Below are 24,106 nucleotides of genomic sequence, written 5' to 3'. Positions count from 1 at the left end.
TATCATCAAAGTATGGCATCCACCCTGAAGAGGCGCTACACCATGCTGCTCTCCACCCTGGTCCTGCTGCTGACCGCCGTGGTCTACACGGTGATGCGCTATGACAGTTACTCCAGTGGCGAACTCTCCATCATCTCCATCATGGTGCTGGTGTTCTCCGCCCTGCTGAGCGAAGTGGTTGCCCTGAGGCAGCGGCTGAAACAGTTGGAGAAGCGGGACCCTTAGGGCCTCAGTACCACGATTGCCCTCACCTCAACCACAAAAAAGCCCGGCTCTTGGCCGGGCTTTTATCGAATTACGGGCGCTTTGAATTAGCCGATGTGGGTCAGGCCACCCATGTAAGGGCGCAGCACTTCGGGGATCTCGATGCGACCATCCGCCTGCTGGCAGTTCTCCAGAATGGCCACCAGAGTGCGGCCCACCGCCAGGCCGGAGCCGTTCAGGGTGTGCAGCAGCTCGGGCTTGCCGGTTTCAGGGTTACGCCAGCGCGCCTTCATGCGACGTGCCTGGAAATCGCCCATGTTGGAGCAGGAGGAGATCTCACGGTACTTGGCCTGGCTGGGCACCCACACTTCCAGATCATAGGTCTTGGTGGAGCCAAAGCCCATGTCACCGGTGCACAGCACCACCTTACGGTAGGGCAGGTTCAGGTTCTGCAGAATCTTCTCGGCGTGACCGGTCAGTTGCTCCAGAGCCTCCATGGACTCGGAAGGCTTGGCCAGTTGCACCAGCTCCACCTTGTCAAACTGATGCTGACGAATCAGGCCACGGGTGTCACGGCCAGACGCACCGGCTTCGCTGCGGAAGCAGGGAGTGTGGGCGGTCATCTTCACCGGCAGGGCCTTGGCATCGATGATCTCATCACGAGCCATGTTGGTCAGGGGCACCTCGGCGGTGGGGATCAGGCTCAGACGACGATCGGTGTCCTCCTCCAGCTGCTCGGTGTGGAACAGATCCTCACCAAACTTGGGCAGCTGGCCGGTACCGCGCAGGCTGTCCGGGTTCACCAGGTAGGGCACGTACATCTCGGTGTAGCCGTGCTCTGTGGTGTGCACGTCCAGCATGTACTGGGCCAGGGCGCGATGCATGCGGGCCACCTGGCCCTTCATCACGATGAAACGGGAACCGGACAACTTGGCGGCGGAAGCAAAGTCCAGACCATCCACGCCTTCGCCCAGATCCACGTGATCCTTGACGTCGAAGTCGAAGCTGCGGGGCTCACCCCAGGTGCTCACCTCGACATTCTCCTCCTCATCGGCACCCAGGGGGCAGGAGGCGTCCGGCAGGTTGGGGATGCCGGCAACGATGTCGTCCCATTCGGCCAGCAGCTTGTCCTGAGCAGCCTTGGTCTCGGTCAGCTTGTCACCCAGGCTGGCCACTTCCGCCAGAAGTGGGGCGATATCTTCGCCATTGGCCTTGGCCTTGCCGATCGACTTCGAGCGACTGTTACGTTCAGCTTGCAGTTCCTGAGTTTCGACCTGCAGCGCTTTACGCTGTTCGTCCAGTTTGGTCAAACGCGCCACATCCAGGATGTAGCCTCGGGTAGCCAGACGCTCGGCAGTTTGCTCGATGTCGGCTCTTAGGTATTTGCTGTCTAACATATCGCTTCTATTTAGAGTCGTGCATAAACCAACTGCTGACCGCAGAACACCATCGCAAGACAGAGGCCTACGTTCAGCAATACATTCAACATGGCTTTGATCCAGTACCCCTCCTGCAGGAGCAGGACGGTTTCATTGGAGAAGGTGGAGAAGGTGGTCAACGCACCCAGCATGCCCACACCAATAAACGCTTTCAGGGTCGGGGACAGATTAGAGACATCGCCCCAGGCGTAGAGCGCCCCCATAATCAGAGAACCTATGCAATTGACGATCAGTGTACCAAAGGGAAAGCCAGTTCCGAATAGCTTTAGGGCAAGAATTGACGTGCCATAACGTGCGCTCGCTCCCACCGCGCCCCCCAGGGCCACCGCAATAAGGTTATTCATAGCGTTTGTTCCCACTTTGGCGGTCCATTTCCGCCAACTGATTGAGTTTCTCTTTGATCTTCCTCTCCAGGCCTCGTTCCGTAGGCTGGTAGAACTTTTCCTGCTGCAGCTCAGGCGGCAGGTAGACCTCACCGGCGGCATAGGCTCCCGGCTCATCGTGGGCATAGCGGTACTCGGCACCGTGACCCAGCTCCTTCATCAGCTTGGTGGGGGCATTGCGCAGGTGCACAGGCACCTCCAGGTGGCCGGTTTCCCGCGCCCGCATCCGGGCCGCCTTGAAGGCGGTGTAGACAGCGTTACTCTTAGGCGCCGCCGCCAGATAGACCAGGGCCTGAGCGATGGCTCGCTCCCCTTCCGCCGGACCAACCCGATGGAAGCAGTCCCAGGCGTTCAGGGCCACCTCCATGGCTCTGGGGTCGGCGTTGCCCACATCCTCGGAGGCGATGGCCAGACAGCGCCGGGCCACATAGAGGGGATCGCCGCCCCCTTCGAGAATGCGGCAATACCAGTAGAGGGCCGCATCCGGATTGGAGCCACGCACCGACTTGTGTACCGCCGAGATCAGGTCGTAAAACTGGTCGCCCTTGTTGTCGAATCGGGCCACCGGCTCGCCGGCCACCTGAGTCAGCATCTCCTGAGTGAGGACGCCATCCTCACTCATGTCCGCCATCAGCTCCAACAGGTTCAGGGCGCGGCGGGCATCGCCGTCCACCAGAGTCGCCAGGGCGGTCAGCACCTCTTCGGCCATGCTGAGACCGAGCTTACCCAGCCCCCGCTCTGTATCGGCCAGGGCATCGCTGAGGATCCGCTTGATGGCGTCGGCGTCCAGCTTCTTGATCACATAGACTCTGGCCCGGGAGAGCAGTGCACTGTTGACCTCGAAAGAGGGATTTTCCGTGGTGGCGCCGACGAAGATCACCGTGCCATCTTCGATGAAGGGCAAAAAGGCGTCCTGCTGGCTCTTATTGAATCTGTGGACCTCATCCACAAACAGCAGGGTGCGCCGCCCCTGGGCCTGGGCGACCTCCTTGGCCTTGGCGATCGCCTCACGAATCTCCTTGACCCCGGAGGTCACCGCGGAGATCCGCTCTACATGGGCATTGGAGTAGCTGGCCACCAGCTCTGCCAGGGTGGTCTTGCCGGTACCCGGCGGGCCCCAGAGGATCATGGAGTGGGCGCGGCCCGCCTCCAAAGCCTGACGAAGCGGCTTGCCAGGGGCGAACAGATGCTCCTGGCCTATGTAATGCTCCAGCTTCTCCGGGCGCATTCGCGCCGCCAGGGGGCGAAAATCCGGGCTAAAGTCCAGGCTCAGGCTGCTCATTGGCCGCGCTGATCGTCTATCTCGGTGCCCTCGGGCGCCTTGAACTGAAACTGCTCCGCGGCCACGGCCTCGGTGCTGAAACCGGACAGGGTAAACTCGCTGCGAACCGCCTGGCTGTCCAGCATAGCCAGAGAGGCGATGCTGTCTCCCTGGAAGCAGACGGACATACGGCGGATGTGGCTCTCTTCGCTGACCGGCTCGGCATCGAAGCATTGGCCATCCTGACTGAACTGATACTGGCTCCAGGCCTCATCGTCGGTACGGGTCAGTATGGTCAGGGGCGTCTGGGCGATGGCATCGTCCTGACGGTAGATGGACACCGCCTCCATCAGGGGATCGTAGACCCAAACGGCACTGCCATCGGCCACCACCAGGCTCTCCTCCGGCGCGGTCAATTGCCAGCGGAAACGGTCCGGGGCACTCACCGCCAGGCGGCCCTCGCCTTCCTGGATAAGCTCGCCCTGGTCGTCGAACACCTGCTGGCTGAAGAACGCCTGGAAGCTGTCCAGCTGCGCCAGTTTCTGTTTCAGGTTCTCTTCTGCCCCGGCATGAGCCAGAACGGGCAGCAGGGCTGCTGCCAAAATCACTCTTTTCATAGTTCCTCTCTGGAGGTGATGCCTCAGTTGGAGAGTGTTGCGCCAATCCCTCCCCCGGGCATCTTGTCTAATCTCTGGCGGGCACCAGCACCTCACGGTTGCCGTTGTGGCCCGGAGGACTCACCAGCCCACTCTGTTCCATCTCCTCAACCAGGCGCGCCGCCCGGTTGTAACCGATCTTCAGCTTACGCTGAACACTGGAGATGGACGCCCGGCGTGACTCAATCACGAATGCCACCGCCTCGTCATACAGAGGGTCCTTCTCCCCCTCTGCGTCGCCGCTCTCTCCGGGGAGCAGCACCTGTTCCCCGCCGCTCTCGCCGGCCAGGATCTCCTCAATGTAATCAGGCTCACCTCGGGCGCGCCAATCCGCCACCACCCGGTGCACCTCGTGATCGTCCACGAAGGCCCCATGGACCCGCATCGGTACCCCGGTACCCGGCGGCAAATAGAGCATGTCACCCTGCCCCAGCAGTTGCTCCGCACCCTGCTGATCCAGGATGGTGCGGGAATCCACCCGGCTGGACACCTGGAAGGCGATGCGGGTGGGAATGTTGGCCTTAATCAGGCCGGTAATCACATCCACCGACGGGCGCTGAGTTGCCAGGATCAGGTGGATGCCGGCGGCCCGGGCCTTCTGGGCGATACGGGCGATCAGCTCCTCTACCTTCTTACCAACGATCATCATCATGTCGGCAAACTCATCCACCACCACCACGATGGAGGGCAGCTTCTCAAGCTCAGGAGGCTGCACATCCATGGAATCCGTTGCACTCCACAGGGGGTCGGTCAAGGGCTCACCGGCGTCTCGGGCTTCCTGTACCTTGGCGTTGAAGCCTTTGAGGTTTCGCACTCCCAGGGCAGACATCAGCTTGTAGCGGCGCTCCATCTCTCCCACACACCAGCGCAGGGCGTTGGAGGCCTCCTTCATGTCGGTGACCACCTCACACAACAGGTGAGGAATCCCCTCATAGACCGACAGCTCCAGCATCTTGGGGTCGATCATGATCAGCCGCACCTCTTCCGGCGTGGACTTATACAGCAGACTGAGGATCATCACGTTGACCCCCACCGACTTACCCGAGCCTGTGGTACCCGCCACCAGCAGGTGGGGCATCTTCGCCAGGTCCACGGTCACCGGATAGCCGGCGATGTCCTGCCCCAGCACCATGGCCAGGTTGGACTTGGACTGCTCAAACTTGTCGCTGCCCAGTACATCGCGCAGATAAACAATCTCTCTGTGCTTATTGGGCAGTTCCAGGCCGATCACCGACTTGCCGGGAATCACCTCGACCACCCGCACACTGACCGCCGACAGGGCTCGGGCCAGATCCTTGGCCAGGTTGGTGATCTTGGAGACTTTGACTCCGGGAGCCAGGTCCAGTTCAAACCGGGTGATCACCGGCCCGGGATGCACGTCCACCACTTGGGCAGAGATGCTGAAATCCGCCAGCTTCAGCTCCACCAGGCGGGCTATCTGATCCAGCTCTTCGCGACTGATGGGGTTCTGGCTCTTATTGGGCCTGTCCAGCAGCTCCAGGGTGGGCATAAGAGTCTGAACTTCGGCCTGTGCTTGAGCAGCTACGGGCAGGGGTTGCTCACCTTTGGTTTTTGCTGCCTTTCTCGGTTTGGCTGCCTTAGGGGCAACTGCGGCTTCCGGAGCCTCAGGGGTCAACCCCTGGGTCAGAGCAGGCATAACCGGCTCAGATTGCTGGGGCTCGTCTCCCATCACCGGTTCGGTTCTGGCGCCGAACAGGGCCTCGGTATCCACCTGGGGCTCAGCCTTGGAGGGCAACTGCGGCGGCTCATCCTGGGCCTCTTCCGGCCCGTAGCGACGCTCGTCATACCAGGCGACGAAACGGTTGAACCAGCGGAAACGGTAAAGGAAAGGCACCCGGTCAAGCCAGTCGGTGGGCTCATCCTCGCCACTGTCTGCATCCCTGTCCAGGTCCGCCGAGATGGCAGAGGTGGCATAGGCGGGCGTGGCACCACCGCTAAAGGCGGGCTCTTTGTGCTTCTGGGCCACGGCCAGGATGTCGTCTTCGGCCGGCGTCGGCTCCCCCTTGTCACGATTGAGCATCCTGCTCGGCAGGGCCCAGAGCCACAACAGCGCCTTAATAACACCGGCGCCCACCGCCTCCACCACGGTCACCCAGCTCAAACCAGTAAACAGGGTGAAACCCGCGCCGATGAAGCAGAGCAGCAACAAGGTGGTGCCCATCAGGTTGAAATAGGGCAGCATGGCATCGCGAATCACATCACCAATCACGCCACCGGCGGAGAAGTAGTAGATGTCATCGGCATTGATGGAAGCCAGAGTGGAGAAGCCAAGCAGCATCAGCAGCAGGCCAACAATGCGCAGGGCTACAGAAAAGTAGTCAATCTCGCCAAGGTGGTAGCTGCGGCGGAACATCAGCCAGCCTATGCCAGCGGTCAGCACCGGAATGGCCCAGGCACTGATGCCAAAAGCGAAATAGAGCAGGTCTGCCAGCCAGGCGCCGACCCGCCCCATGGTATTGTGCACCTGCCCGTCCCAGGCGGTCTGGCTCCAGCCCGGATCCGCCGGATGGAAGCTTCCCAGGGCGGCAAGGAGATAGAGAGCCAGGGCACAACAGAGAATTAACCCCAGTTCCAGTAATCGCTGAATGCCGTTTAGAGTGCGTGGCGCAGTCTCTTGCTCACTCAAGGCGTAACCCTTTTTTTCTCGCAGATTCAATAGAGAAGCCTACCATATCAGACAATGGCGGCAGATGCATGGTTATCTATACAGTTATTGGCAGGGTTTACAGGGGCCTAAACGCAACAGTGCCTCCGCTGGAGGCACTGTTGGCTGGGGGTTTCCCGAGGATCAGGCAGGGATGGTGGTCTGACTGATCTGAACCCGGCTGGTCTGCTTGACCTCCTCCATCACCACGTAGGTGCGGGTGTCCTTCACGCCGGGGAGCTTCAGCAGGGTGTCGGACAGCAGCTGACGGTAAGCGGACATGTCGCTCACGCGAGTCTTCAGCAGGTAGTCGAAATCGCCGGATACCAGGTGGCACTCCTGGATGTCTTCCAGAGCCATCACGGAGTGATTGAACTTATCAAACACGTCCGGGGAGTCACGATTGAGGGTGATCTCCACATAAACCAGCAAAGAGGCGCCCAGGTAGTGGGGGTTAACCAGAGCGGTGTAACCCTGGATGAAACCCTGGCGCTCGAGGCGCTTAACCCGCTCCAGACAGGGAGTCGGACTGAGACCCACGCGCTTGGACAGTTCAACGTTGGAGATGCGGCCATCCTTTTGCAGTTCATTAAGGATGTTGCGGTCGATTCTGTCCAACTCTTTGAGTGGCTTTTTCTTATTATATGCCATTTTGTGCTTCCTTTTCCCTTCTTGGTTGGGATTTTATCCTAATAATGCCCAAATATATCGGAAGAAAAACTTCCGACTGAATAATATACTGATTCGCACCCGATAGCCACGAAAAAATCATATTCAGGGGTAGTTTTTCCATACTTACGCCTGTGGATTAATAGAAAATACAAAAGGGGACAATATGATCATCGGTGTGCCAAAGGAGATTAAGAATCACGAGTACCGTGTTGGCATGGTGCCAGCCAGCGTGCGGGAATTGACCCGTCGCGGCCATCAGGTACTGGTGCAAACCCAGGCGGGCAGTGGTATTGGTTTTGACGATCAGGACTATATCAACGCCGGCGCCGAGATCCTCGGCACCGCAGAGCAGGTCTTCGCCCAGGCGGAGATGATTGTAAAGGTAAAAGAGCCTCAGGCAGTAGAACGTGCCATGCTGCGCCCCGGCCAGATCCTGTTCACCTACCTGCACCTGGCCCCGGACCTGCCTCAGACCGAGGATCTGGTTAAGAGTGGCGCCATCTGCATCGCCTACGAAACCGTCACCGATGATAAAGGCGGCCTGCCTCTGCTGGCCCCCATGTCTGAAGTCGCCGGTCGCATGTCCATCCAGGCCGGCGCCCAGGCCCTGGAAAAATCTCACCAGGGCCGCGGCATGCTGCTGGGTGGTGTCCCCGGCGTAGAGCCCGCCAAAGTCGTCGTCATCGGTGGCGGCATGGTTGGCCGCAACGCCGCCCTGATGGCCGTAGGCCTGGGTGCCGACGTCACCATCCTCGACCGCAACGTCAACGTACTGCGTGACCTGAACCATCAGTTCGAGAACCGCGCCAAGGTGATCTACTCCACAGCAGAAGCCCTGGAGAAGCACGTACTGGAAGCGGATCTGGTGATTGGCGGCGTCCTGATCCCCGGCGCAGCGGCGCCCAAGCTGGTGACCCGCGAGCACATCAGCAAGATGAAGCCCGGCGCGGCCATTGTGGACGTGGCCATCGACCAGGGCGGTTGTGTCGAAACCTCCAAGCCCACCACCCACCAGGAGCCTGTCTACATCGTCGACGATGTAGTGCACTACTGTGTGGCCAACATGCCGGGCGCCGTGCCCCGCACCTCCACCTTCGCCCTGAACAACGCCACCCTGCCCTACATCGTGGCCCTGGCGGAGAAGGGGTATAAGCAGGCCCTGCTGGACGACAAGCACCTGCTGAATGGCCTGAACGTGATGGACGGTAAGATCACCTGTGAAGAGGTGGCCGAGGCCCTGAACTTCGAGTTCGTCGAGCCCCGCTCCCTGCTGGTTGGATAAAAAACCTGACAGTGCAATCGAAAAAAGGGGGCAATGGCCCCCTTTTCTTTTGCCCCTTCGGCCCATAGAATCCGGGCATATGCTTATGGATGGAGACTCTAATGACCCAGGCAAAACACTGTGGCCTACTGATCCTTGGTTCCGGCCCCGCCGGCTACACCGCAGCGGTGTACGCAGCCCGCGCCAACCTCAACCCGGTGCTGATCACCGGCATGCAACAGGGCGGCCAGCTGACCACCACCACAGAGGTGGAGAACTGGCCCGGTGATCCGGAAGGCCTGACCGGCCCCGGCCTGATGCAGCGAATGCAGGAGCACGCGGAGAAGTTTGAAACCGAGATCCTGTTCGACCACATCAATGAAGTGGATCTGAAGACCCGCCCCTTCCGCCTCAAGGGCGACAGCGGCGAGTACACCTGTGATGCCCTGATCATCTCCACCGGTGCCAGCGCCAAGTACCTGGGCCTGGACTCCGAGGAAGCATTCAAGGGGCGCGGTGTCTCCGCCTGTGCCACCTGTGACGGCTTCTTCTACCGCAATAAGCCTGTGGCCGTTGTCGGCGGCGGCAACACCGCCGTGGAGGAGGCGCTCTACCTCTCCAACATCGCCAGTGAGGTGCACCTGATCCATCGCCGTGACAGCTTCCGCGCCGAGAAGATCCTGGTGAAGCGCCTGATGGACAAGGTGGAGAACGGCAACATCGTGCTGCACACCGACCGTACCCTGGATGAAGTACTGGGCGACGACATGGGCGTCACCGGCGTGCGCATCAAGGACACCAAGTCCGATGCCACCGAGGAACTGACCGTGGACGGCGCCTTTATCGCCATCGGTCACCAGCCCAACACCCAGATCTTCGAAGGCCAGCTGGAGATGAAGGATGGCTACATCCTGGTTCAGAGCGGCCTCGAGGGCAACGCCACCGCCACCTCAGTACCCGGCGTGTTTGCCGCCGGCGACGTGATGGACCACAACTACCGCCAGGCGATCACCTCTGCCGGCACAGGTTGTATGGCCGCCCTGGACGCCGAGCGTTTCCTGGACGCTCAGTAAGGTTCCGGTTAATCAGATTCAAGGGGGAGCTCAGACTCCCCCTTTTCGCCTTTGAAAGACAGTTGTTATGGATAAAGCCCTTCAGCGCCACCTGACCTCCTGGCTCCGCGGCGCTGCCAAGCCGGCCCGCCTGTGGCTGATGCTCACCCTGGGGTGCGGCCTGCTCGCCGGTCTGGCGATCATCGGCCAGGCGTGGATTCTGGCCGACCTGCTGCACCAACTCATCATCCTCGAGGTGGCCAAGGAGCAGTTAAGCCAACAGTTCCTGATGCTGGCAGCACTCATCGCCCTCAAATCCCTGGCACTGGCCGGGCGCGAGCGCTTCAGCTTCAATATTGGTGCTCTGGTCCGCCAGAACACCCGCAGCGCCATCCTGGACAAGATGGACCGCCTGGGCCCCGCCTATACGGCACAGCGTGCCCAGGGGGCCTGGACCACCATGCTGCTCGAGCAGACCGAGCAGATGCAGGACTTCTTCGCCAAGTATCTGCCCCAGATGATGCTGGCAGGGATGATCCCCCTGATGATCCTGGTGCTGCTGTTCCCCATCAACTGGATCGCCGGCCTTATCCTGCTGGGCACCGCTCCGCTCACCATTCTCTTTATGGCGATTATCGGCATGGGCGCCGCCGACGCCAACAAGCGCAACTTCCAGGCCCTGGCCCGCCTCTCCGGCACCTTCCTCGACCGGCTTCGCGGCATCAGCACCATACGCCAGTTTGCCGCCGTTGACGCCCAGGCCCGCTCCCTGAACCAGGCCTCAGAGGAGTTCCGTGAACGCACCATGGAGGTGCTGCGCATGGCCTTCCTCTCGTCGGCGGTGCTGGAGTTCTTCGCCGCCATCTCCATCGCCCTGATTGCGGTCTACTTCGGTTTCAGCTATCTCGGCCATCTGGACTTCGGCCACTATGGCGCCGGCATCACCCTGTTTACCGGCTTCCTGGTACTGCTGCTGGCCCCAGAGTTCTATCAGCCCTTGCGAGATCTTGGCGCCTTCTATCATGCAAAGGCCCAAGCCCTGGGCGCCGCCGAATCCATCGTCGAATTCCTGGAGCAGCCTGAACCGCAAGCCGCCGGCCAACACACCCCGAACCTGGGAGAAGGCCTCAGCATAGATGCGCAGCAGCTGGTGGTCATCGCCCCCGACGGCACCCCACTGACTCTCCCGGTCAGCTTCAGCCTGAAGCCAGGAGAGAAGCTCGGCCTGGTGGGCCCCTCCGGGGCCGGCAAGAGCTCCATACTCAAGACGCTCATGGGCCTGATGCCCTACCAGGGCAGCCTCAAGGTGAATGGCACTGAGGTACGAGACCTGGCACGGGATCACTGGATGGGCCACTACAGCTGGCTGGGACAGAACCCCGCCCTGATTCATGGCAGTGTCCGTGACAACCTGCTGCTGGGTCAGCCTCAGGTCTCCGAAGAGCAATTGGCCCAGGCCTGTGCCCTCGCCCATCTGGACGAGGCCCTGGCCCTGTTCCCCGAAGGGCTGGCCCACAGAGTCGGGGACCGCAACAGTGGCCTGTCCGTCGGTCAGGCTCAGCGCCTGGCCCTGGCCCGCGCCCTGCTCAAGGATGCCCCTCTGCTGCTATTAGATGAGCCTACCGCCAGCCTGGATCACAAGAGTGAAACCCTGGTGATGGACGGCCTGAGACATCACTGGCAACAACGAAGTGTGGTCCTGGTCAGTCACCGCCGTCAGGCGTTGGAGGAGCTGGACCAGGTATTGGAGATTCAGCCCAGGGAGGCCGGCCATGAATGATCTTAAACCCTTCCTGAGCCTGTTCCGCCCCCATTGGAGGATGATGAGCCTGGGTATTGTGCTGGCCATTGTCACCCTGTGTGCCAGCATCGGCCTGCTCTCCCTGTCCGGCTGGTTCCTGGCCGCGTCGGCCAGTGCCGGCCTGGTGGTGGCGACCCGCGGTCAGTTCAACTACATGTACCCCAGCGGCGGGGTCCGTGGCCTCTCCATCCTGCGCACCGCAGCCCGCTGGGCCGAGCGGGTGGTCAGTCATGATGCCACCTTCCGTCTGCTCACCGATCTGCGCGACCGCTTCTTCCGTGCCCTGGCCCCTCTGACTCCGGGGGACAGAGGCGATCTGCGCGACGGCGATCTGCTGAATCGTATGGTGGCGGATGTGGACACCCTGGACCACCTCTACCTGAGGCTGATCTCCCCTCTGGTGGCGGCCATAGTAGCCATCGCCGCCGTAGGCGCCCTGGTGGCCCTGTTTGATCCGACCCTGGCAGCGGTGCTGGTGGCCATTCTGCTGAGCCTGCTGGTGATCCTGCCGCTGATCTTCTACCGCCTGGGTCGCGCACCCGGACGGCAGTTGGGGGAAAGCACCCGCACCCTGCGCCAGCAGCTGGTGGACTTCATTGCTGCCCAGACCGAACTGGCGGTCTATGGCGGCACCCAGGCCCAGCGTGGCCAGATCCGCCAGGCCGAGTCTGGGCTGCTGCAATCCCAGCGCCAGCTGACCCGGGTCACCGCCGCCTCCCAGGCCCTGCTGCAGCTGCTCAACGGCTGGGCCCTGGTACTGATGCTCTATCTGGCCGCCGATCAGATTGGCAGCCTCACTCCGCCCGGGCCACTGCTGGCCCTGGTGGCCTTTGTGACCCTGGCCAGCTTCGAAGCCCTGGTGCCTGTGGCCGGTGCCTTCCAGCACCTGAGTCACACCATCAATGCCGCCGGACGACTCAGGCCAGTGCTGGAGCAGCGCCCATCGCTCACCTTTGGCCTGGCCGGCTGGCAGGATGCCCCCATCCAACTCAATGACGTCAGCTTTGCCTACCCAGGCAGCCCCCTTGCCGCTCTGGAGCAGGTCAACCTGACTCTGGCTCCCGGCGAGAAGGTGGCCCTGGTGGGTAAAACAGGTTGTGGTAAATCTTCGTTGCTGAACCTGCTGAGCCGGGAGTGGCAACCCACTTCAGGCAGCCTGACTCTGGGCTCGACCCCCTGGCAGGAGCTCAGCGAAGCCACACTGCGGCAACAGGTCTGCCTGGTGGAACAACGGGTCCATGTGTTCAGCGGCACACTGAAAGAGAACCTGCTGCTGGCCAGGCCCGGGGCCAATGATGCAGAGCTGGAAGAGGCTTTGGATGCCGTGGGCCTCAAGGGCCTGCTGGAGAAGGAGGGGCTGGCACTCTGGTTGGGTGAGGGAGGGCGGCAGCTCTCCGGCGGCGAAGCCCGCCGCATCGGCCTGGCCCGTGCCCTGCTCCACCCAGGCTCTGTGCTGCTGATGGATGAACCCACCGAGGGGCTGGACGACAGCACCGAGCGACAGGTTCTGGATGGGCTGCTTCAGGGCGGGCGCACCGTCCTCTATGTCACCCATAAGAGCGCCGGCCTGGAAAGAATGGACAGGGTATTGCAGGTGGAACAGGGCCGGATTGTCAGCGGTCACTAACACGCAAAAGGGCGCCTCAGGGCGCCCTTTTCTGTCGCTGGCGCCTGCTAGCGCTACATCGCCTTGTCGACCCGGACATTGTCATTGGAGAGGAACACCAGCCTCACCTCATCCCCGGGAGCAAACAGCATCGACGGATCTCTGTCCTGCAGCACCATGAGGCGTTCCCCCTCTTCGGTCACCACAATCAGCTCCACCAGCCGTACCTGGCGAACCTGATAACCGGGGTTGCGGTTATGAGCCATGTTGGCTCCCAGCAGGGCCCCCACCACGGTGGCCACATCCCGCCCGGAGCCATCCCCGAACTGATTGCCGATCAGGCCACCGATAAGGGCACCACCAAAGGTCTTCCACCCCCGGTTACGATCTTCGATAAGCTCCTGTTGTTCCACCTGGCGTACCGATTCCACTGTGGCATAATCCACCTTCTGCACCGGCACCGCCTGGTTGCGGTTATAGACCTGGGCATGGGCCAGGGAGGTGCCGAGAAGCATCAGCACCAACAATCCTCGTATCACCTGCATGGTTTTTTCGCTAACTTTAATAAGACACAGGTTCTATAGTACGCGTTATGGTCAAGGTTGTCCGCTACCTCAATAATGAACATCACTGGTTCCCCACCCCGGAGGAAGCACTGGCCGAACCCAACGGCCTGCTGGCCATAGGAGGCGACCTCTCCCCGGAGCGGTTGATGCAGGCCTACCGGAGGGGGATTTTCCCCTGGTTCAACCCGGACGAGCCCATTCTCTGGTGGTCACCGGATCCCAGGGCGGTGTTTCGGGTGGCCAATCACCGCCCCTCACGCAGCCTGAAGCGATCGGTGCGGCGCATGGGGTGGCGATTGACCCTGAACCACCATTTCGCCGGCGTCATCGACGGCTGTGCCTCCCCCAGATCCAAACAGGAGGGCACCTGGATCTCGCCCCAGATGCGCGCCGGCTACCTGGAACTCCACCGTCTGGGCCAGGCCCACTCGGTGGAGGTGTGGCACAACGGCACTCTGGTCGGCGGTCTCTACGGCGTACTGGTGGGCGGGCTGTTCTGCGGGGAATCGATGTTCCACCGTCAGAGCGACGCCTCCAAGGCGGCCTTCTGGGCCCTGAACCACCACCTGAAGTCGTGCAACGTACAGTGGATTGACGCCCAGGTGCCCAATGAACACCTGGCCCACCTGGGCAGTGAAAACCTCTCCCGCGAGGCGTTTCTGCAGCTTCTGTCCGGCTGCCGGGATCAGCGGGTGGACCCGGCCCGCTGGCAACCACAGGAGATCAACCTGAATGTCTGAGGTGAGCCGGTTGCCTCTGGGGCTGAGCCAACCCTTCGAGTGCAGCTACCGGCCTGAGAAGAAAGAACAACTGCTGATTGTGCAGAGCAAGATGAACCCGGGCCACTTCGAGGGATTGATGAGCCTGGGGTTTAGGCGCAGCGGCAGCGATGTCTATCGCCCCCACTGCCCTGAGTGTCGCTCCTGCGAGCCGGTTCGGGTTCTGGTGAAAGAGTTTGTGCCCAGCCGCTCTCAGAGGCGGATACTGGCCAAGAACCGGGATCTGACCTGGCGGGTGGTCAGTCAGCCCACCGATGAGCACCGGGCCCTGTACCACAGGTACATTCGCGGACGTCACAGCGACGGTCCCATGTATCCTCCCACAGATGAACAGTTCAACCGCTTCCTGCCCTGCGACTGGCTGGAGCAGAGGTATCTGGAGGGGCGCCTGGACGGCAAGCTGGTGTTGGTGGCGGTGACCGACCGCCTCAGTCAGGCGCTGTCCGCGGTCTACACCTTCTTCGAGCCCGAGCTGGATAAGCGCTCTTTGGGGGTGTGCGGTATACTTAAACAGTTGGAGTACGCCAAGAGTGAGGGTAAGCATTTTCTCTATCTGGGCTACCAGATCGAAGAGTGCCGGAAGATGGCCTACAAAACCCAGTATCGCCCCTATCAGACCCTGACAACCGGCGGCTGGCACACCCTGGCCTAAGCCAACTTTACACTAGCCGTAAATTGCGGCATGATACGCCCGATTTTTGTTTCGTAACAGGATAACCACTTAATGGCAAAAGAAGACAGTATTGAGATGCAGGGCACCATCCTGGAGACCCTCCCCAACACCATGTTCCGTGTTGAACTGGAAAACGGCCACGTTGTGACCGCCCACATCTCTGGCAAGATGCGCAAGAACTACATCCGTATCCTCACTGGCGATACCGTGACTGTAGCTCTGACCCCCTACGACCTGAGCAAGGGCCGCATCGTCTTCCGTTCTCGTTAATTCCTGTTGCGAGGTCGCCTCGGCGGCCGACGCCGGATTCAAAAAAGCCCAGCAAACGCTGGGCTTTTTGTTTATCGGGCAGATTATCAGGCTTCCGCCACCTCTTCCGGGGCATAGTGGAAGGTCAGTTCATCGGACTCCACCGTCACCTGCACCTCACCGCCATCCTGGAGGCGACCGAACAGAATCTCATTGGCCAGAGGCTTTTTGAGCTGCTCCTGAACCAGGCGGCCCATGGGGCGGGCGCCCATGTTCTCGTCGTAGCCCTTCTCGGCCATCCAGACCCTGGCATCCTCGTCCACCTGCAGAGTGACGCTCTTGGCGTCCAGCTGCGCCTGCAGCTCCACCAGGAACTTGTCCACCACCTTGGCGATCACCTGCATATCCAGATGGTTGAACCAGATGATGGAATCCAGGCGGTTGCGGAACTCTGGGGTGAATACCCGGTTGATCTCACTCATGGCGTCCAGGCTGTGGTCCTGCTGACGGAAACCGATGGACTTGCGGATGGTCTCCTGCACACCGGCGTTGGTGGTCATCACCAGGATCACATTGCGGAAGTCCGCCTTGCGACCATTGTTGTCGGTCAGGGTGCCATGGTCCATCACCTGCAGCAGCAGGTTGTACACATCCGGGTGAGCCTTCTCGATCTCATCCAGCAGCACCACGGAGTGAGGATGCTTAAGCACCGCATCGGTGAGCAGGCCACCCTGGTCATACCCCACATAGCCTGGAGGCGCACCCACCAGACGGGAGACACTGTGGCGCTCCATGTACTCGGACATGTCGAAGCGGATCAGCTCGATCCCCATCAGCCTGGCCAGCTGGTTGGTGACCTCGGTCTTACCCACCCCGGTCGGGCCGGCCAGCAGGAAGCTGCCCACGGGCTTGTCCTCATTGCCCAGGCCTGAGCGGGAGAGGCGGATAGACGCGGTCAGGGCGTCGATGGCCGGGTCCTGACCGAAGACCACCATCTTCAGGTTGCGGTCCAGGTTGGCCAGCAGATCCTTGTCAGAGGCGGACACCGACTTCTCGGGGATCCGCGCCATCTTGGCGATGATCGCCTCAACGTCATTCACCGACACCGTCTTCTTGCGCTTAGACGGCGGCAACAGCGCCATGCGAGCCCCCGCCTCATCAATCACGTCGATCGCCTTGTCAGGCAGGTGACGTTCATTGATGTGCTTGGAGGAGAGCTCCGCCGCCGCGGTCAACGCCGACTGGGTGTAGCGCACCGCATGGTGCTGCTCATAACGCTCCTTCAGGCCTTGCAGGATGCGGATGGTGTCCTCCACACTGGGTTCCACCACGTCGATCTTCTGGAAACGACGAGCCAGGGCCCGGTCCTTCTCGAAGATCCCCTGGAACTCCTGGTAGGTAGTGGAACCGATGCAGCGCAGCTTGCCGCTGGACAGCAGAGGCTTAAGCAGGTTGGAGGCGTCCATCATGCCGCCACTGGCCGCGCCGGCACCGATGATGGTGTGGATCTCATCGATAAAGAGGATGGCGTTCTTGCGACGCTGCAGCTGACGCAGCACCGCCTTAAAGCGTTTCTCAAAATCGCCCCGGTACTTGGTGCCCGCCAGCAGCGAGCCCATGTCCAGGCTGAAGATGATGGCGTCAGCCATCACCTCAGGCACCTGCTCATTGACGATGCGATAGGCCAGGCCTTCGGCGATGGCGGTCTTGCCCACGCCGGCTTCGCCCACCAGCAGCGGATTGTTCTTGCGGCGGCGGCACAATACCTGGATGGCCCGCTCCAGTTCGTTGTCGCGGCCAATCAGAGGATCAATCAGACCGGCTTTGGCCTGCTCGTTCAAATTGGTGGCGAAGTTCTCGAGCTTCTCATTGCCCTCGGCGGACTCTTCGCTCTGCACCTCTTCCTGGCTGTCATCACCGCCGGCGTCCATGTCCTCGCCACCCTTCACCACCCCATGGGCGATGAAGTTGACCACATCCAGCCGGGTGACGTCGGATTTGCGCAGCAGGTAGACCGCCTGGGACTCCTGCTCGCTGAAGATGGCCACCAGCACGTTGGCACCGGACACCTCGTTGCGCCCACTGCTCTGTACGTGGAATACGGCCCGTTGCAGTACCCGCTGGAATCCCAGGGTCGGCTGGGTCTCCCGCTCCTCATCGTCGGCGGGGATCAGCGGCGTGGTCTGTTCAATGAAGCCCTCGATCTCCTGTCGCAGGGTCACAAGCTTCGCGCCACAGGCCTCCAGGGCCTCTTTGGCGGCCGGGTTGTCCAGCAGGGCGAGCAGCAGGTGCTCTACGGTCATGAACTCGTGGCGGCTGTTCTTGGCCCGCTGGAACGCCGTGTTCAAGGTCAGTTCGAGGTCTTTGTTCAGCATATGGAGTTCCCCTGAGTTACGTTGGACATGCTAGTTACACGCGCTCTGTTGAGCACAACAGAGGATGACCGTGTTCACGAGCGTACCGGTTTACCTGCATCGCCTTAGTTTCGGCGATGTCCAGGGTGTACAACCCACAAATACCCTTTCCCTGATGGTGGATTGTCAACATGATCTCCGTCGCTTCCTCGACGGGCTTGGCAAAAAATTTCTGCAGTACTTCAACCACAAAGTCCATGGGTGTGTAGTCATCATTATTCAGTATCACCTTGTACTGAGGCGGTGGCTCCACAGCCTGTTCTTGAGAGTCTCTCTCAACAACCAAGTCTGGTAGGGTCTCTCTGCTCATTGTAAAAGCTTAGTCATTCCGTTGGGGTTTGTTGAAGATTGTGATTCATTTAGGGCTTGACGACCATGTTACTCATTTGTTAATAGATAAAGAGTCAACATCAATAGTTGGCCGCTACGTTTCGCCCTCACTACCAGTTATATGGGCGAAACCAGACGATTACAAGACGATTCAAGACTAATGGAAGGAAGTCGAGGTATGGCTAACGGAACAGTGAAGTGGTTTAACAACGCCAAAGGATTCGGATTTATCTGCCCTGAGACCGGAGGTGAAGACGTGTTTGCCCACTACTCCACCATCCAGATGGAAGGGTATCGGACACTAAAGGCCGGCCAGAACGTGGAGTTTGAGATGGAAGAGGGTCCCAAGGGGATGCACGCCTCCAACATCACTCCCGTCAAGTAAGGCGGAATCTGAATTAAAAAAAGCAGACCCGAGGGTCTGCTTTTTTTGTTGCTCGCAACCTGTGGCTACACAGCCTCTTACATATTATCGATCACCGCATCGCCGAACTCGGAGCAGCTCAGCAGGGTCGCTCCGTCCATCAGGCGATCGAAGTCGTAGGTCACGGTCTTGGCGGCGATGGCGCCTTCCATGCCCTTAACCACCAGGTCGGCGGCTTCCAGCCAGCCCAGATGACGCAACATCATCTCGCCGGAGAGGATCAGGGAGCCCGGGTTGACCTTGTCCTGACCCGCGTACTTGGGCGCGGTGCCGTGGGTGGCTTCAAACAGGGCCACACCATCACCGATGTTGGCGCCGGGGGCGATGCCGATACCACCCACCTGGGCCGCCAGGGCGTCGGAGATGTAGTCACCGTTGAGGTTCATGGTGGCAATCACATCGTACTCGGCGGGACGCAACAGAATCTGCTGCAGGAAGGCATCGGCGATCACATCCTTGATGATGATCTCCTTGCCAGTGTTGGGGTTGGTCATCTTGCACCATGGACCACCATCCAGCAGCTCGGCACCGAACTCACGCTGGGCCAGTTCATAACCGAAGTCCTTAAAGGCACCCTCGGTGAACTTCATGATGTTGCCCTTGTGCACCAGGGTGACGGAATCGCGATCGTTATCGATGGCGTATTGGATGGCCGCACGCACCAGACGATCGGTGCCCTCTTTCGAGATGGGCTTGATGCCGATGCCGCAGTTCTCCTCGAATCGGATCTTGGTGGCGCCCATCTCTTCAGTCAGGAACTTGATCACCTTGTCCGCTTCGGCGGTGCCCGCCTGCCACTCAACACCGGCGTAGATGTCTTCACTGTTCTCACGGAAGATCACCATGTCGGTCAGCTCGGGGTTCTTCAGTGGGCTGGGAGTACCCTGGTAGTAGCGTACGGGACGCAGGCACACATACAGGTCCAGCTCCTGACGCAGGGCCACGTTCAGGGAACGGATACCACCGCCCACCGGAGTGGTCAGGGGGCCCTTGATGGCAACGGCGTAATCCTTCACCGCTTCCAGGGTCTCTTCCGGCAGCCAGGTGTCGGCACCGTAGACCTGGGTGGATTTCTCACCGCAGTAGACCTCCATCCAGTGAATCTTCTTCTCACCGCCGTAGGCTTTCTCTACTGCAGCGTCCAGAACCTTACGCATAGGGGGGGTCACGTCCACACCGATGCCATCACCTTCGATGTAAGGAATGATGGGTTCGTTGGGAACGTTCAGCGCACCGCCGTCGGCAACAGTAATCTTCTCACCAGCAGCTGGAACGACAATCTTGGACTCCATGTAATTCTCCTTTTTCCTTGCGCATGTAGGGGGGCCGGCCCTTCCGACCGAATCATGAGCTTTGTCACATTTCGCCGTCATCATATACCAGACTGCACAGATTAGAAACGGCCACCACTTCGCGTCATTGAGTATGACTTCATCATAAGGGTCATACCATTGAACCTTGGTCTAGGGGTTGTTTTTTCGTCGGTGAGATGTTGGCAGCCGCCGGAGTATCTGCCTAAAATCACAGCAAAAGCGAGCCTAAACCGCTTACCGGTTCATCGAGCGGTACAAAATTGTTTCGCTGGCACCGACATACCCTAGTCCCTGGGTATCAAGCTGGGTAAACTAGGGGGATGCAAAAGAGAAGACCCCAAAGAACCCCGCGCCGTCCGGCATCGGCAAATCGCCCTCGCCCGCCTCAGGGCCCGAGAAAGGTGCTGCTGTTCAACAAGCCCTTCGATGTACTGACCCAGTTCACCGACGATCAGAATCGCGCCACCCTCAAGGACTTCATTCCCGTTGCCGGGGTGTACGCCGCCGGCCGCCTGGACAGGGACAGCGAAGGACTGCTGGTGCTCACCAACGACGGCAAGCTTCAGGCCAGGCTGACCCAGCCAGGCAAGAAGACCAGCAAGACCTACTGGGTCCAGGTCGAGGGAGAACCCAGTGACGACGCGCTGGCGCAGCTGCGCGACGGGGTGACACTCAAGGATGGCCCTACCCTGCCCGCCAAGGTGGAGCGCATAGAGGAGCCCCAGGGGCTGTGGCCGCGAAACCCGCCCATCCGCGAGCGCAAGTCCATCCCCACCAGCTGGCTGGCGATCACCATCATCGAGGGACGCAACCGTCAGGTGCGCCGCATGACCGCCCACATCGGCCACCCGACCCTGAGGCTGATTCGCTATCGCATGGGCAACTGGACCCTGGACGGTCTGGCCAGTGGCGAATACCGCCAGCTGGAGAATTAATTCCAACTATTTGGAAATTTCTCCACTTCCCCTCTTGAAGGGGGGCAACACTAACCCCATATGGCCATTTCGTGATAAAATTCTGCCCCGCCCGCTTTGCGGGCGCCGTTTTTTGTTGAGCCACACTACTAACCGGAATTCGCTTGTCTATGTCAGATAACAGCTCAAAAAAGGTGATCGTCGGTATGTCCGGCGGCGTCGACTCCTCTGTCTCCGCCTATCTGCTGATGCAGCAGGGCTATCAGGTAGAGGGCCTGTTCATGAAGAACTGGGAGGAAGATGACACCGAAGAGTATTGCGCCGCAGCGCAGGATCTGGCCGACGCTCAGGCGGTATGTGACAAGCTGGGCATCGAGCTGCACAGCGTCAACTTTGCTGCAGAATACTGGGACAATGTGTTCGAGTACTTCCTGGAGGAGTACAAGGCGGGACGCACCCCCAACCCGGACATCATGTGCAACAAAGAGATCAAGTTTAAAGCCTTCCTGGAGTTCGCCGCCGAAGCCCTGGGTGCCGACTACATCGCCACCGGCCACTATGTGCGCCGACGCGAAACCGAGGACGGCCGCTTCCAGATGCTCAGAGGCCTGGATGGCAACAAGGACCAAAGCTACTTCCTCTACACCCTGGGCAGTGAACACGTGGGCCAGACCCTGTTCCCCGTGGGTGAGCTGGAGAAGCCAGAGGTGCGCCGCATCGCCGAGGAGCAGGATCTGGTCACCGCCTCCAAGAAGGACAGCACCGGCATCTGTTTCATCGGCGAGCGCAAATTCACCGATTTCCTGGCCAAGTACCTGCCCGCTCAGCCCGGTGACATCGAGACCGTCGACGGTGAGGTGATCGGCACCCATCAGGGGCTGATGTACCACACCCTGGGCCAGCGTAAAGGGCTGGGGATCGGCGGCCTGAAGAATTCAGGCGATGACCCATGGTACGTGGTGGACAAGGATCTGGAGCGCAACGTCCTGCTGGTGGCCCAAGGGGCCGACCACCCCAGGCTCTTCTCCAAAGGCCTGGTGGCCAACCAGCTGCACTGGGTGGACCGCAAGGGTCCGGCCGATGGCAGCCGGATAACGGTAAAAACCCGCTATCGCCAACAGGATATTCCCTGTAGCCTCAAGGTATTGGATAATGGTGATTTGGAAGTGATGTTCGATGAGCCGGTCTCTTCGGTCACCCCTGGCCAGTCCGCCGTATTCTATGATGGTGAGGTCTGCCTGGGCGGCGGCATCATCGACGCTGTCATTCGCTAACGGAATTTAAGATGCAAGATAACCTGCAAGCGCGCACCCTGGCCTTTGCCGCCCTTTGTCAGGCGGTATGGCAGGTGCAGCAACTGGCTCGCTATGGCCGGGTCGATGAGGAGGCGATGAGCCACTCCCTGGGCGCGGTGATGATCACCACCCCGGACAGCGTGGAGGAGGTCTACGACCGCCATCAGCTCAACGCCGGCTTCCGTACCCTGGTGGACCAGATCGGCGATGGCAATCGCAAGGATGTGGACCTGACCCGTTACATCGTCGGCATCCTGGCCCTGGAGCGCAAACTGGCGAAAAACTCCTCTGCCCTGGGGATGCTGGGTGAGCGCATCAGCCAGGTGAAGCGTCAGCTGCACCACTTCGAGCTGACCGATCCTCAGGTGCTGGCCAACATGGCCTCCATCTACAGCGATGTGATCAGCCCCCTAGGCGCCAAGATCCAGGTGGTCGGCAACCCGGAGCAGCTGCAGCAGAGCAGCAACCAGGCCCGCATCCGCGCCCTGCTGCTCGGCGCCGTTCGGGCGGCGGTGCTGTGGCGCCAGCTCGGTGGCAAGCGCCGCCAGCTGATGTTCTCGCGGGGCGCCATGGTCAAGGCGGCGATGCAGGCCTTGAGATAGCCATAGGGTGAACAACCCAGAAGATGCGCCCCACGGGCGCATCTTTTTTTGCCAGCCCTCCAAACTCGGGCGGGCCTTTGATAGAATTGCCCGCAACTATAATGAACCCTGGCACGAGCCCGGGTCACAACCTCTGTCTTTGTACCCAAGGAGTCCTAAATGGAGCTTTCCAGCCTCACTGCCATCTCTCCGGTTGACGGCCGCTATGGAAGCAAAACATCCCCTCTTCGTTCCATCTTCAGTGAGTTCGGTCTGGTCAAGTACCGGGTTCAGGTTGAGATCAGCTGGCTGAAGATGCTGGCTGCCTGCCCTGAGATCAACGAAGTTCCCTGCTTCTCCGAAGAGGCACTGACCGTGCTCGATGGCATCGTGGCCAACTTCAGTGAAGCCGACGCCGCCCGGGTGAAGGAGATTGAGCGCACCACCAACCACGACGTGAAGGCGGTGGAGTACTTCATCAAGGAGCGCATCGCCGACAACGCCGAGCTGCACGCCATTAACGAGTTTGTTCACTTCGCCTGCACCAGCGAAGACATCAACAACCTCTCCCATGGCCTGATGCTGACCGAAGCCCGCGATCAGGTGATTCTGCCCTACTGCCAGCAACTGGTGGACGCCATCAAGGATCTGGCCCAGCACTACGCCACCATCCCCATGATGGCCCGTACCCACGGCCAGCCCGCCAGTCCCACCACCATGGGCAAGGAGATGGCCAACGTCGCCATCCGTCTGGAGCGTCAGGTGAAGCAGATTGCCGCGGTCGAGATCCTCGGCAAGATCAATGGCGCCGTGGGCAACTACAACGCCCACCTGTCCGCCTACCCGGATGCTGACTGGCATCAGATGTCCGAGCGCTTTGTCACCGGCCTGGGTCTGACCTGGAACCCCTGGACCACTCAGATTGAGCCCCACGATTACATCGCCGAGCTGTTCGACGCCCTCGCCCGCTTCAACACCATCCTCATCGATTTCGACCGGGACGTGTGGGGCTACATCGCCCTGGGCCACTTCAAGCAGAAGACCGTGGCCGGCGAGATTGGCTCCTCCACCATGCCCCACAAGGTCAACCCCATCGACTTCGAAAACTCCGAAGGCAACCTGGGCCTGGCCAATGCCCTGTTCCAGCATCTGGCGGCCAAACTGCCTGTCTCCCGCTGGCAGCGTGATCTGACCGACTCCACCGTACTGCGCAACCTGGGTGTGGGCGCCGGCTACAGCCTGATCGCCTACCAGGCTACCCTCAAGGGGATCAGCAAGCTGGAAGTCAACGAAGCCAGCCTGCTGGCCGAACTGGACAACAACTGGGAGCTGCTGGCAGAGCCCATCCAGACCGTGATGCGCCGCTACGGCATCGAAAAGCCCTATGAGAAGCTCAAGGAGCTGACCCGGGGCAAGCGGGTGAACCAGCAGATGATGGCCGAGTTTATCGACGGCCTGGCCCTGCCCGACGAGGTGAAGGCAGAGCTCAAGCAGCTGACTCCGGCCAACTACACCGGCCGTGCCCAGCGCTTCCTCGAAGAGCTGTAACCTCACCGCTCTGTGAAAAC

The 24,106-nt window shown here is 60.5% G+C and carries 23 protein-coding genes; 13 read left to right on the top strand and 10 right to left on the bottom strand.

All coding sequences use genetic code 11. The annotated features are described in order from the left end of the window. Positions 1–12: 12 nt before the first annotated feature. Positions 13–225, top strand: coding sequence for a hypothetical protein (locus QUE41_RS07395; RefSeq protein ID WP_286342233.1), 213 nt, complete (start codon positions 13–15; stop codon positions 223–225). An 86-nt stretch (positions 226–311) separates the two neighbouring features. On the opposite strand, the gene serS is transcribed toward QUE41_RS07395, so the two are convergent. The 6 genes from serS to lrp form a co-directional block, all read right to left on the bottom strand. Beyond that, positions 312–1,601, bottom strand: a complete 1,290-nt coding sequence (serS, locus tag QUE41_RS07390; protein ID WP_286342232.1) for a serine--tRNA ligase — start codon at positions 1,599–1,601, stop codon at positions 312–314. Between the two features lie 11 nt (positions 1,602–1,612). Beyond that, positions 1,613–1,987, bottom strand: coding sequence for a fluoride efflux transporter CrcB (crcB, locus tag QUE41_RS07385; RefSeq protein WP_028108270.1), 375 nt, complete (start codon positions 1,985–1,987; stop codon positions 1,613–1,615). Beyond that, positions 1,980–3,308 carry a replication-associated recombination protein A gene (locus QUE41_RS07380; protein ID WP_286342231.1) on the bottom strand — a complete coding sequence of 443 codons (1,329 nt, stop codon included), beginning with the start codon at positions 3,306–3,308 and terminating at the stop codon, positions 1,980–1,982. The genes crcB and QUE41_RS07380 overlap by 8 nt, the downstream gene beginning before the upstream one ends. Beyond that, positions 3,305–3,904: an outer membrane lipoprotein periplasmic chaperone LolA gene (gene lolA, locus QUE41_RS07375; protein ID WP_286342230.1), complete on the bottom strand. Its 600-nt coding sequence runs from the start codon at positions 3,902–3,904 to the stop codon at positions 3,305–3,307. Before lolA ends, QUE41_RS07380 begins: the two co-directional genes overlap by 4 nt. A gap of 67 nt (positions 3,905–3,971) precedes the next feature. Continuing rightward, the gene (locus QUE41_RS21595; RefSeq protein WP_286342229.1) at positions 3,972–6,590 is read right to left on the bottom strand and encodes a DNA translocase FtsK; all 2,619 of its coding nucleotides are present in this window, start codon (positions 6,588–6,590) and stop codon (positions 3,972–3,974) included. Positions 6,591–6,752: 162 nt separating this feature from the next. Beyond that, entirely contained in the window at positions 6,753–7,259 is a 507-nt protein-coding gene (gene lrp / locus QUE41_RS07365) for a leucine-responsive transcriptional regulator Lrp (RefSeq protein WP_286342228.1), read from the bottom strand. Between the two features lie 184 nt (positions 7,260–7,443). Between lrp and ald the strand changes: the two genes are divergently transcribed. From ald to cydC, 4 genes are all read left to right on the top strand, one after another. Continuing rightward, positions 7,444–8,562 carry an alanine dehydrogenase gene (gene ald / locus QUE41_RS07360; RefSeq protein WP_286342227.1) on the top strand — a complete coding sequence of 373 codons (1,119 nt, stop codon included), beginning with the start codon at positions 7,444–7,446 and terminating at the stop codon, positions 8,560–8,562. Positions 8,563–8,663: 101 nt separating this feature from the next. Further along, positions 8,664–9,614, top strand: a complete 951-nt coding sequence (gene trxB / locus QUE41_RS07355; RefSeq protein ID WP_286342226.1) for a thioredoxin-disulfide reductase — start codon at positions 8,664–8,666, stop codon at positions 9,612–9,614. A gap of 67 nt (positions 9,615–9,681) precedes the next feature. Continuing rightward, a complete protein-coding gene (gene cydD / locus QUE41_RS07350) occupies positions 9,682–11,373 on the top strand; it encodes a heme ABC transporter permease/ATP-binding protein CydD (protein WP_286342225.1) in 1,692 nt (563 codons plus the stop codon). Beyond that, positions 11,366–13,021 (top strand): heme ABC transporter ATP-binding protein/permease CydC, encoded by a 1,656-nt coding sequence (gene cydC / locus QUE41_RS07345; protein WP_286342224.1) that lies wholly within the window; start codon positions 11,366–11,368, stop codon positions 13,019–13,021. Before cydD ends, cydC begins: the two co-directional genes overlap by 8 nt. A 53-nt stretch (positions 13,022–13,074) precedes the next feature. Here the strand turns inward: cydC and QUE41_RS07340 are convergent, their stop codons facing one another. Further along, positions 13,075–13,536 (bottom strand): outer membrane lipoprotein, encoded by a 462-nt coding sequence (locus QUE41_RS07340; RefSeq protein WP_502876020.1) that lies wholly within the window; start codon positions 13,534–13,536, stop codon positions 13,075–13,077. Positions 13,537–13,592: 56 nt separating this feature from the next. On the opposite strand from QUE41_RS07340, the gene aat reads away from it, so the two are divergent. From aat to infA, 3 genes are all read left to right on the top strand, one after another. Beyond that, positions 13,593–14,306, top strand: a complete 714-nt coding sequence (gene aat / locus QUE41_RS07335; RefSeq protein ID WP_286342222.1) for a leucyl/phenylalanyl-tRNA--protein transferase — start codon at positions 13,593–13,595, stop codon at positions 14,304–14,306. Further along, positions 14,299–14,997, top strand: a complete 699-nt coding sequence (locus QUE41_RS07330; protein ID WP_286342221.1) for an arginyltransferase — start codon at positions 14,299–14,301, stop codon at positions 14,995–14,997. The genes aat and QUE41_RS07330 overlap by 8 nt, the downstream gene beginning before the upstream one ends. Positions 14,998–15,069: 72 nt before the next feature. Continuing rightward, entirely contained in the window at positions 15,070–15,288 is a 219-nt protein-coding gene (infA, locus tag QUE41_RS07325) for a translation initiation factor IF-1 (protein WP_028108260.1), read from the top strand. Positions 15,289–15,374: 86 nt separating this feature from the next. Here the strand turns inward: infA and clpA are convergent, their stop codons facing one another. Both clpA and clpS read right to left on the bottom strand, forming a co-directional pair. Then, positions 15,375–17,642, bottom strand: coding sequence for an ATP-dependent Clp protease ATP-binding subunit ClpA (gene clpA / locus QUE41_RS07320; protein ID WP_286342220.1), 2,268 nt, complete (start codon positions 17,640–17,642; stop codon positions 15,375–15,377). Positions 17,643–17,676: 34 nt separating this feature from the next. Then, the gene (clpS, locus tag QUE41_RS07315) at positions 17,677–17,991 is read right to left on the bottom strand and encodes an ATP-dependent Clp protease adapter ClpS (RefSeq protein ID WP_286342219.1); all 315 of its coding nucleotides are present in this window, start codon (positions 17,989–17,991) and stop codon (positions 17,677–17,679) included. A 198-nt stretch (positions 17,992–18,189) separates the two neighbouring features. On the opposite strand from clpS, the gene cspD reads away from it, so the two are divergent. Further along, positions 18,190–18,396 (top strand): cold shock domain-containing protein CspD, encoded by a 207-nt coding sequence (gene cspD / locus QUE41_RS07310; protein ID WP_286342218.1) that lies wholly within the window; start codon positions 18,190–18,192, stop codon positions 18,394–18,396. Between the two features lie 77 nt (positions 18,397–18,473). Here cspD and icd read toward each other — a convergent pair whose 3' ends face one another. After that, on the bottom strand, positions 18,474–19,727 hold the full coding sequence (gene icd, locus QUE41_RS07305) for an NADP-dependent isocitrate dehydrogenase (protein ID WP_286342217.1): 1,254 nt from the start codon (positions 19,725–19,727) through the stop codon (positions 18,474–18,476). 341 nt (positions 19,728–20,068) lie between these two features. Here icd and rluE point away from each other — a divergent pair, with 341 nt between their 5' ends. The 4 genes from rluE (at position 20,069) to purB (ending at position 24,086) form a co-directional block, all read left to right on the top strand. Then, complete coding sequence (gene rluE, locus QUE41_RS07300; protein ID WP_286342216.1) at positions 20,069–20,683, top strand: 23S rRNA pseudouridine(2457) synthase RluE; 615 nt, start codon at positions 20,069–20,071, stop codon at positions 20,681–20,683. Between the two features lie 137 nt (positions 20,684–20,820). Then, positions 20,821–21,936, top strand: a complete 1,116-nt coding sequence (gene mnmA, locus QUE41_RS07295) for a tRNA 2-thiouridine(34) synthase MnmA (protein ID WP_286342922.1) — start codon at positions 20,821–20,823, stop codon at positions 21,934–21,936. Between the two features lie 11 nt (positions 21,937–21,947). After that, complete coding sequence (gene hflD / locus QUE41_RS07290; protein WP_028108253.1) at positions 21,948–22,559, top strand: high frequency lysogenization protein HflD; 612 nt, start codon at positions 21,948–21,950, stop codon at positions 22,557–22,559. A 159-nt stretch (positions 22,560–22,718) separates the two neighbouring features. Next, positions 22,719–24,086 (top strand): adenylosuccinate lyase, encoded by a 1,368-nt coding sequence (gene purB, locus QUE41_RS07285; protein WP_286342215.1) that lies wholly within the window; start codon positions 22,719–22,721, stop codon positions 24,084–24,086. Positions 24,087–24,106: the final 20 nt, after the last annotated feature.

The organism is Ferrimonas sp. YFM (assembly GCF_030296015.1).
In the GTDB taxonomy this organism is placed as follows: domain Bacteria; phylum Pseudomonadota; class Gammaproteobacteria; order Enterobacterales; family Shewanellaceae; genus Ferrimonas.
The sequence above is the reverse complement of the archived record's forward strand: the minus strand, read 5'-3'. Positions and strand labels throughout refer to the sequence as shown.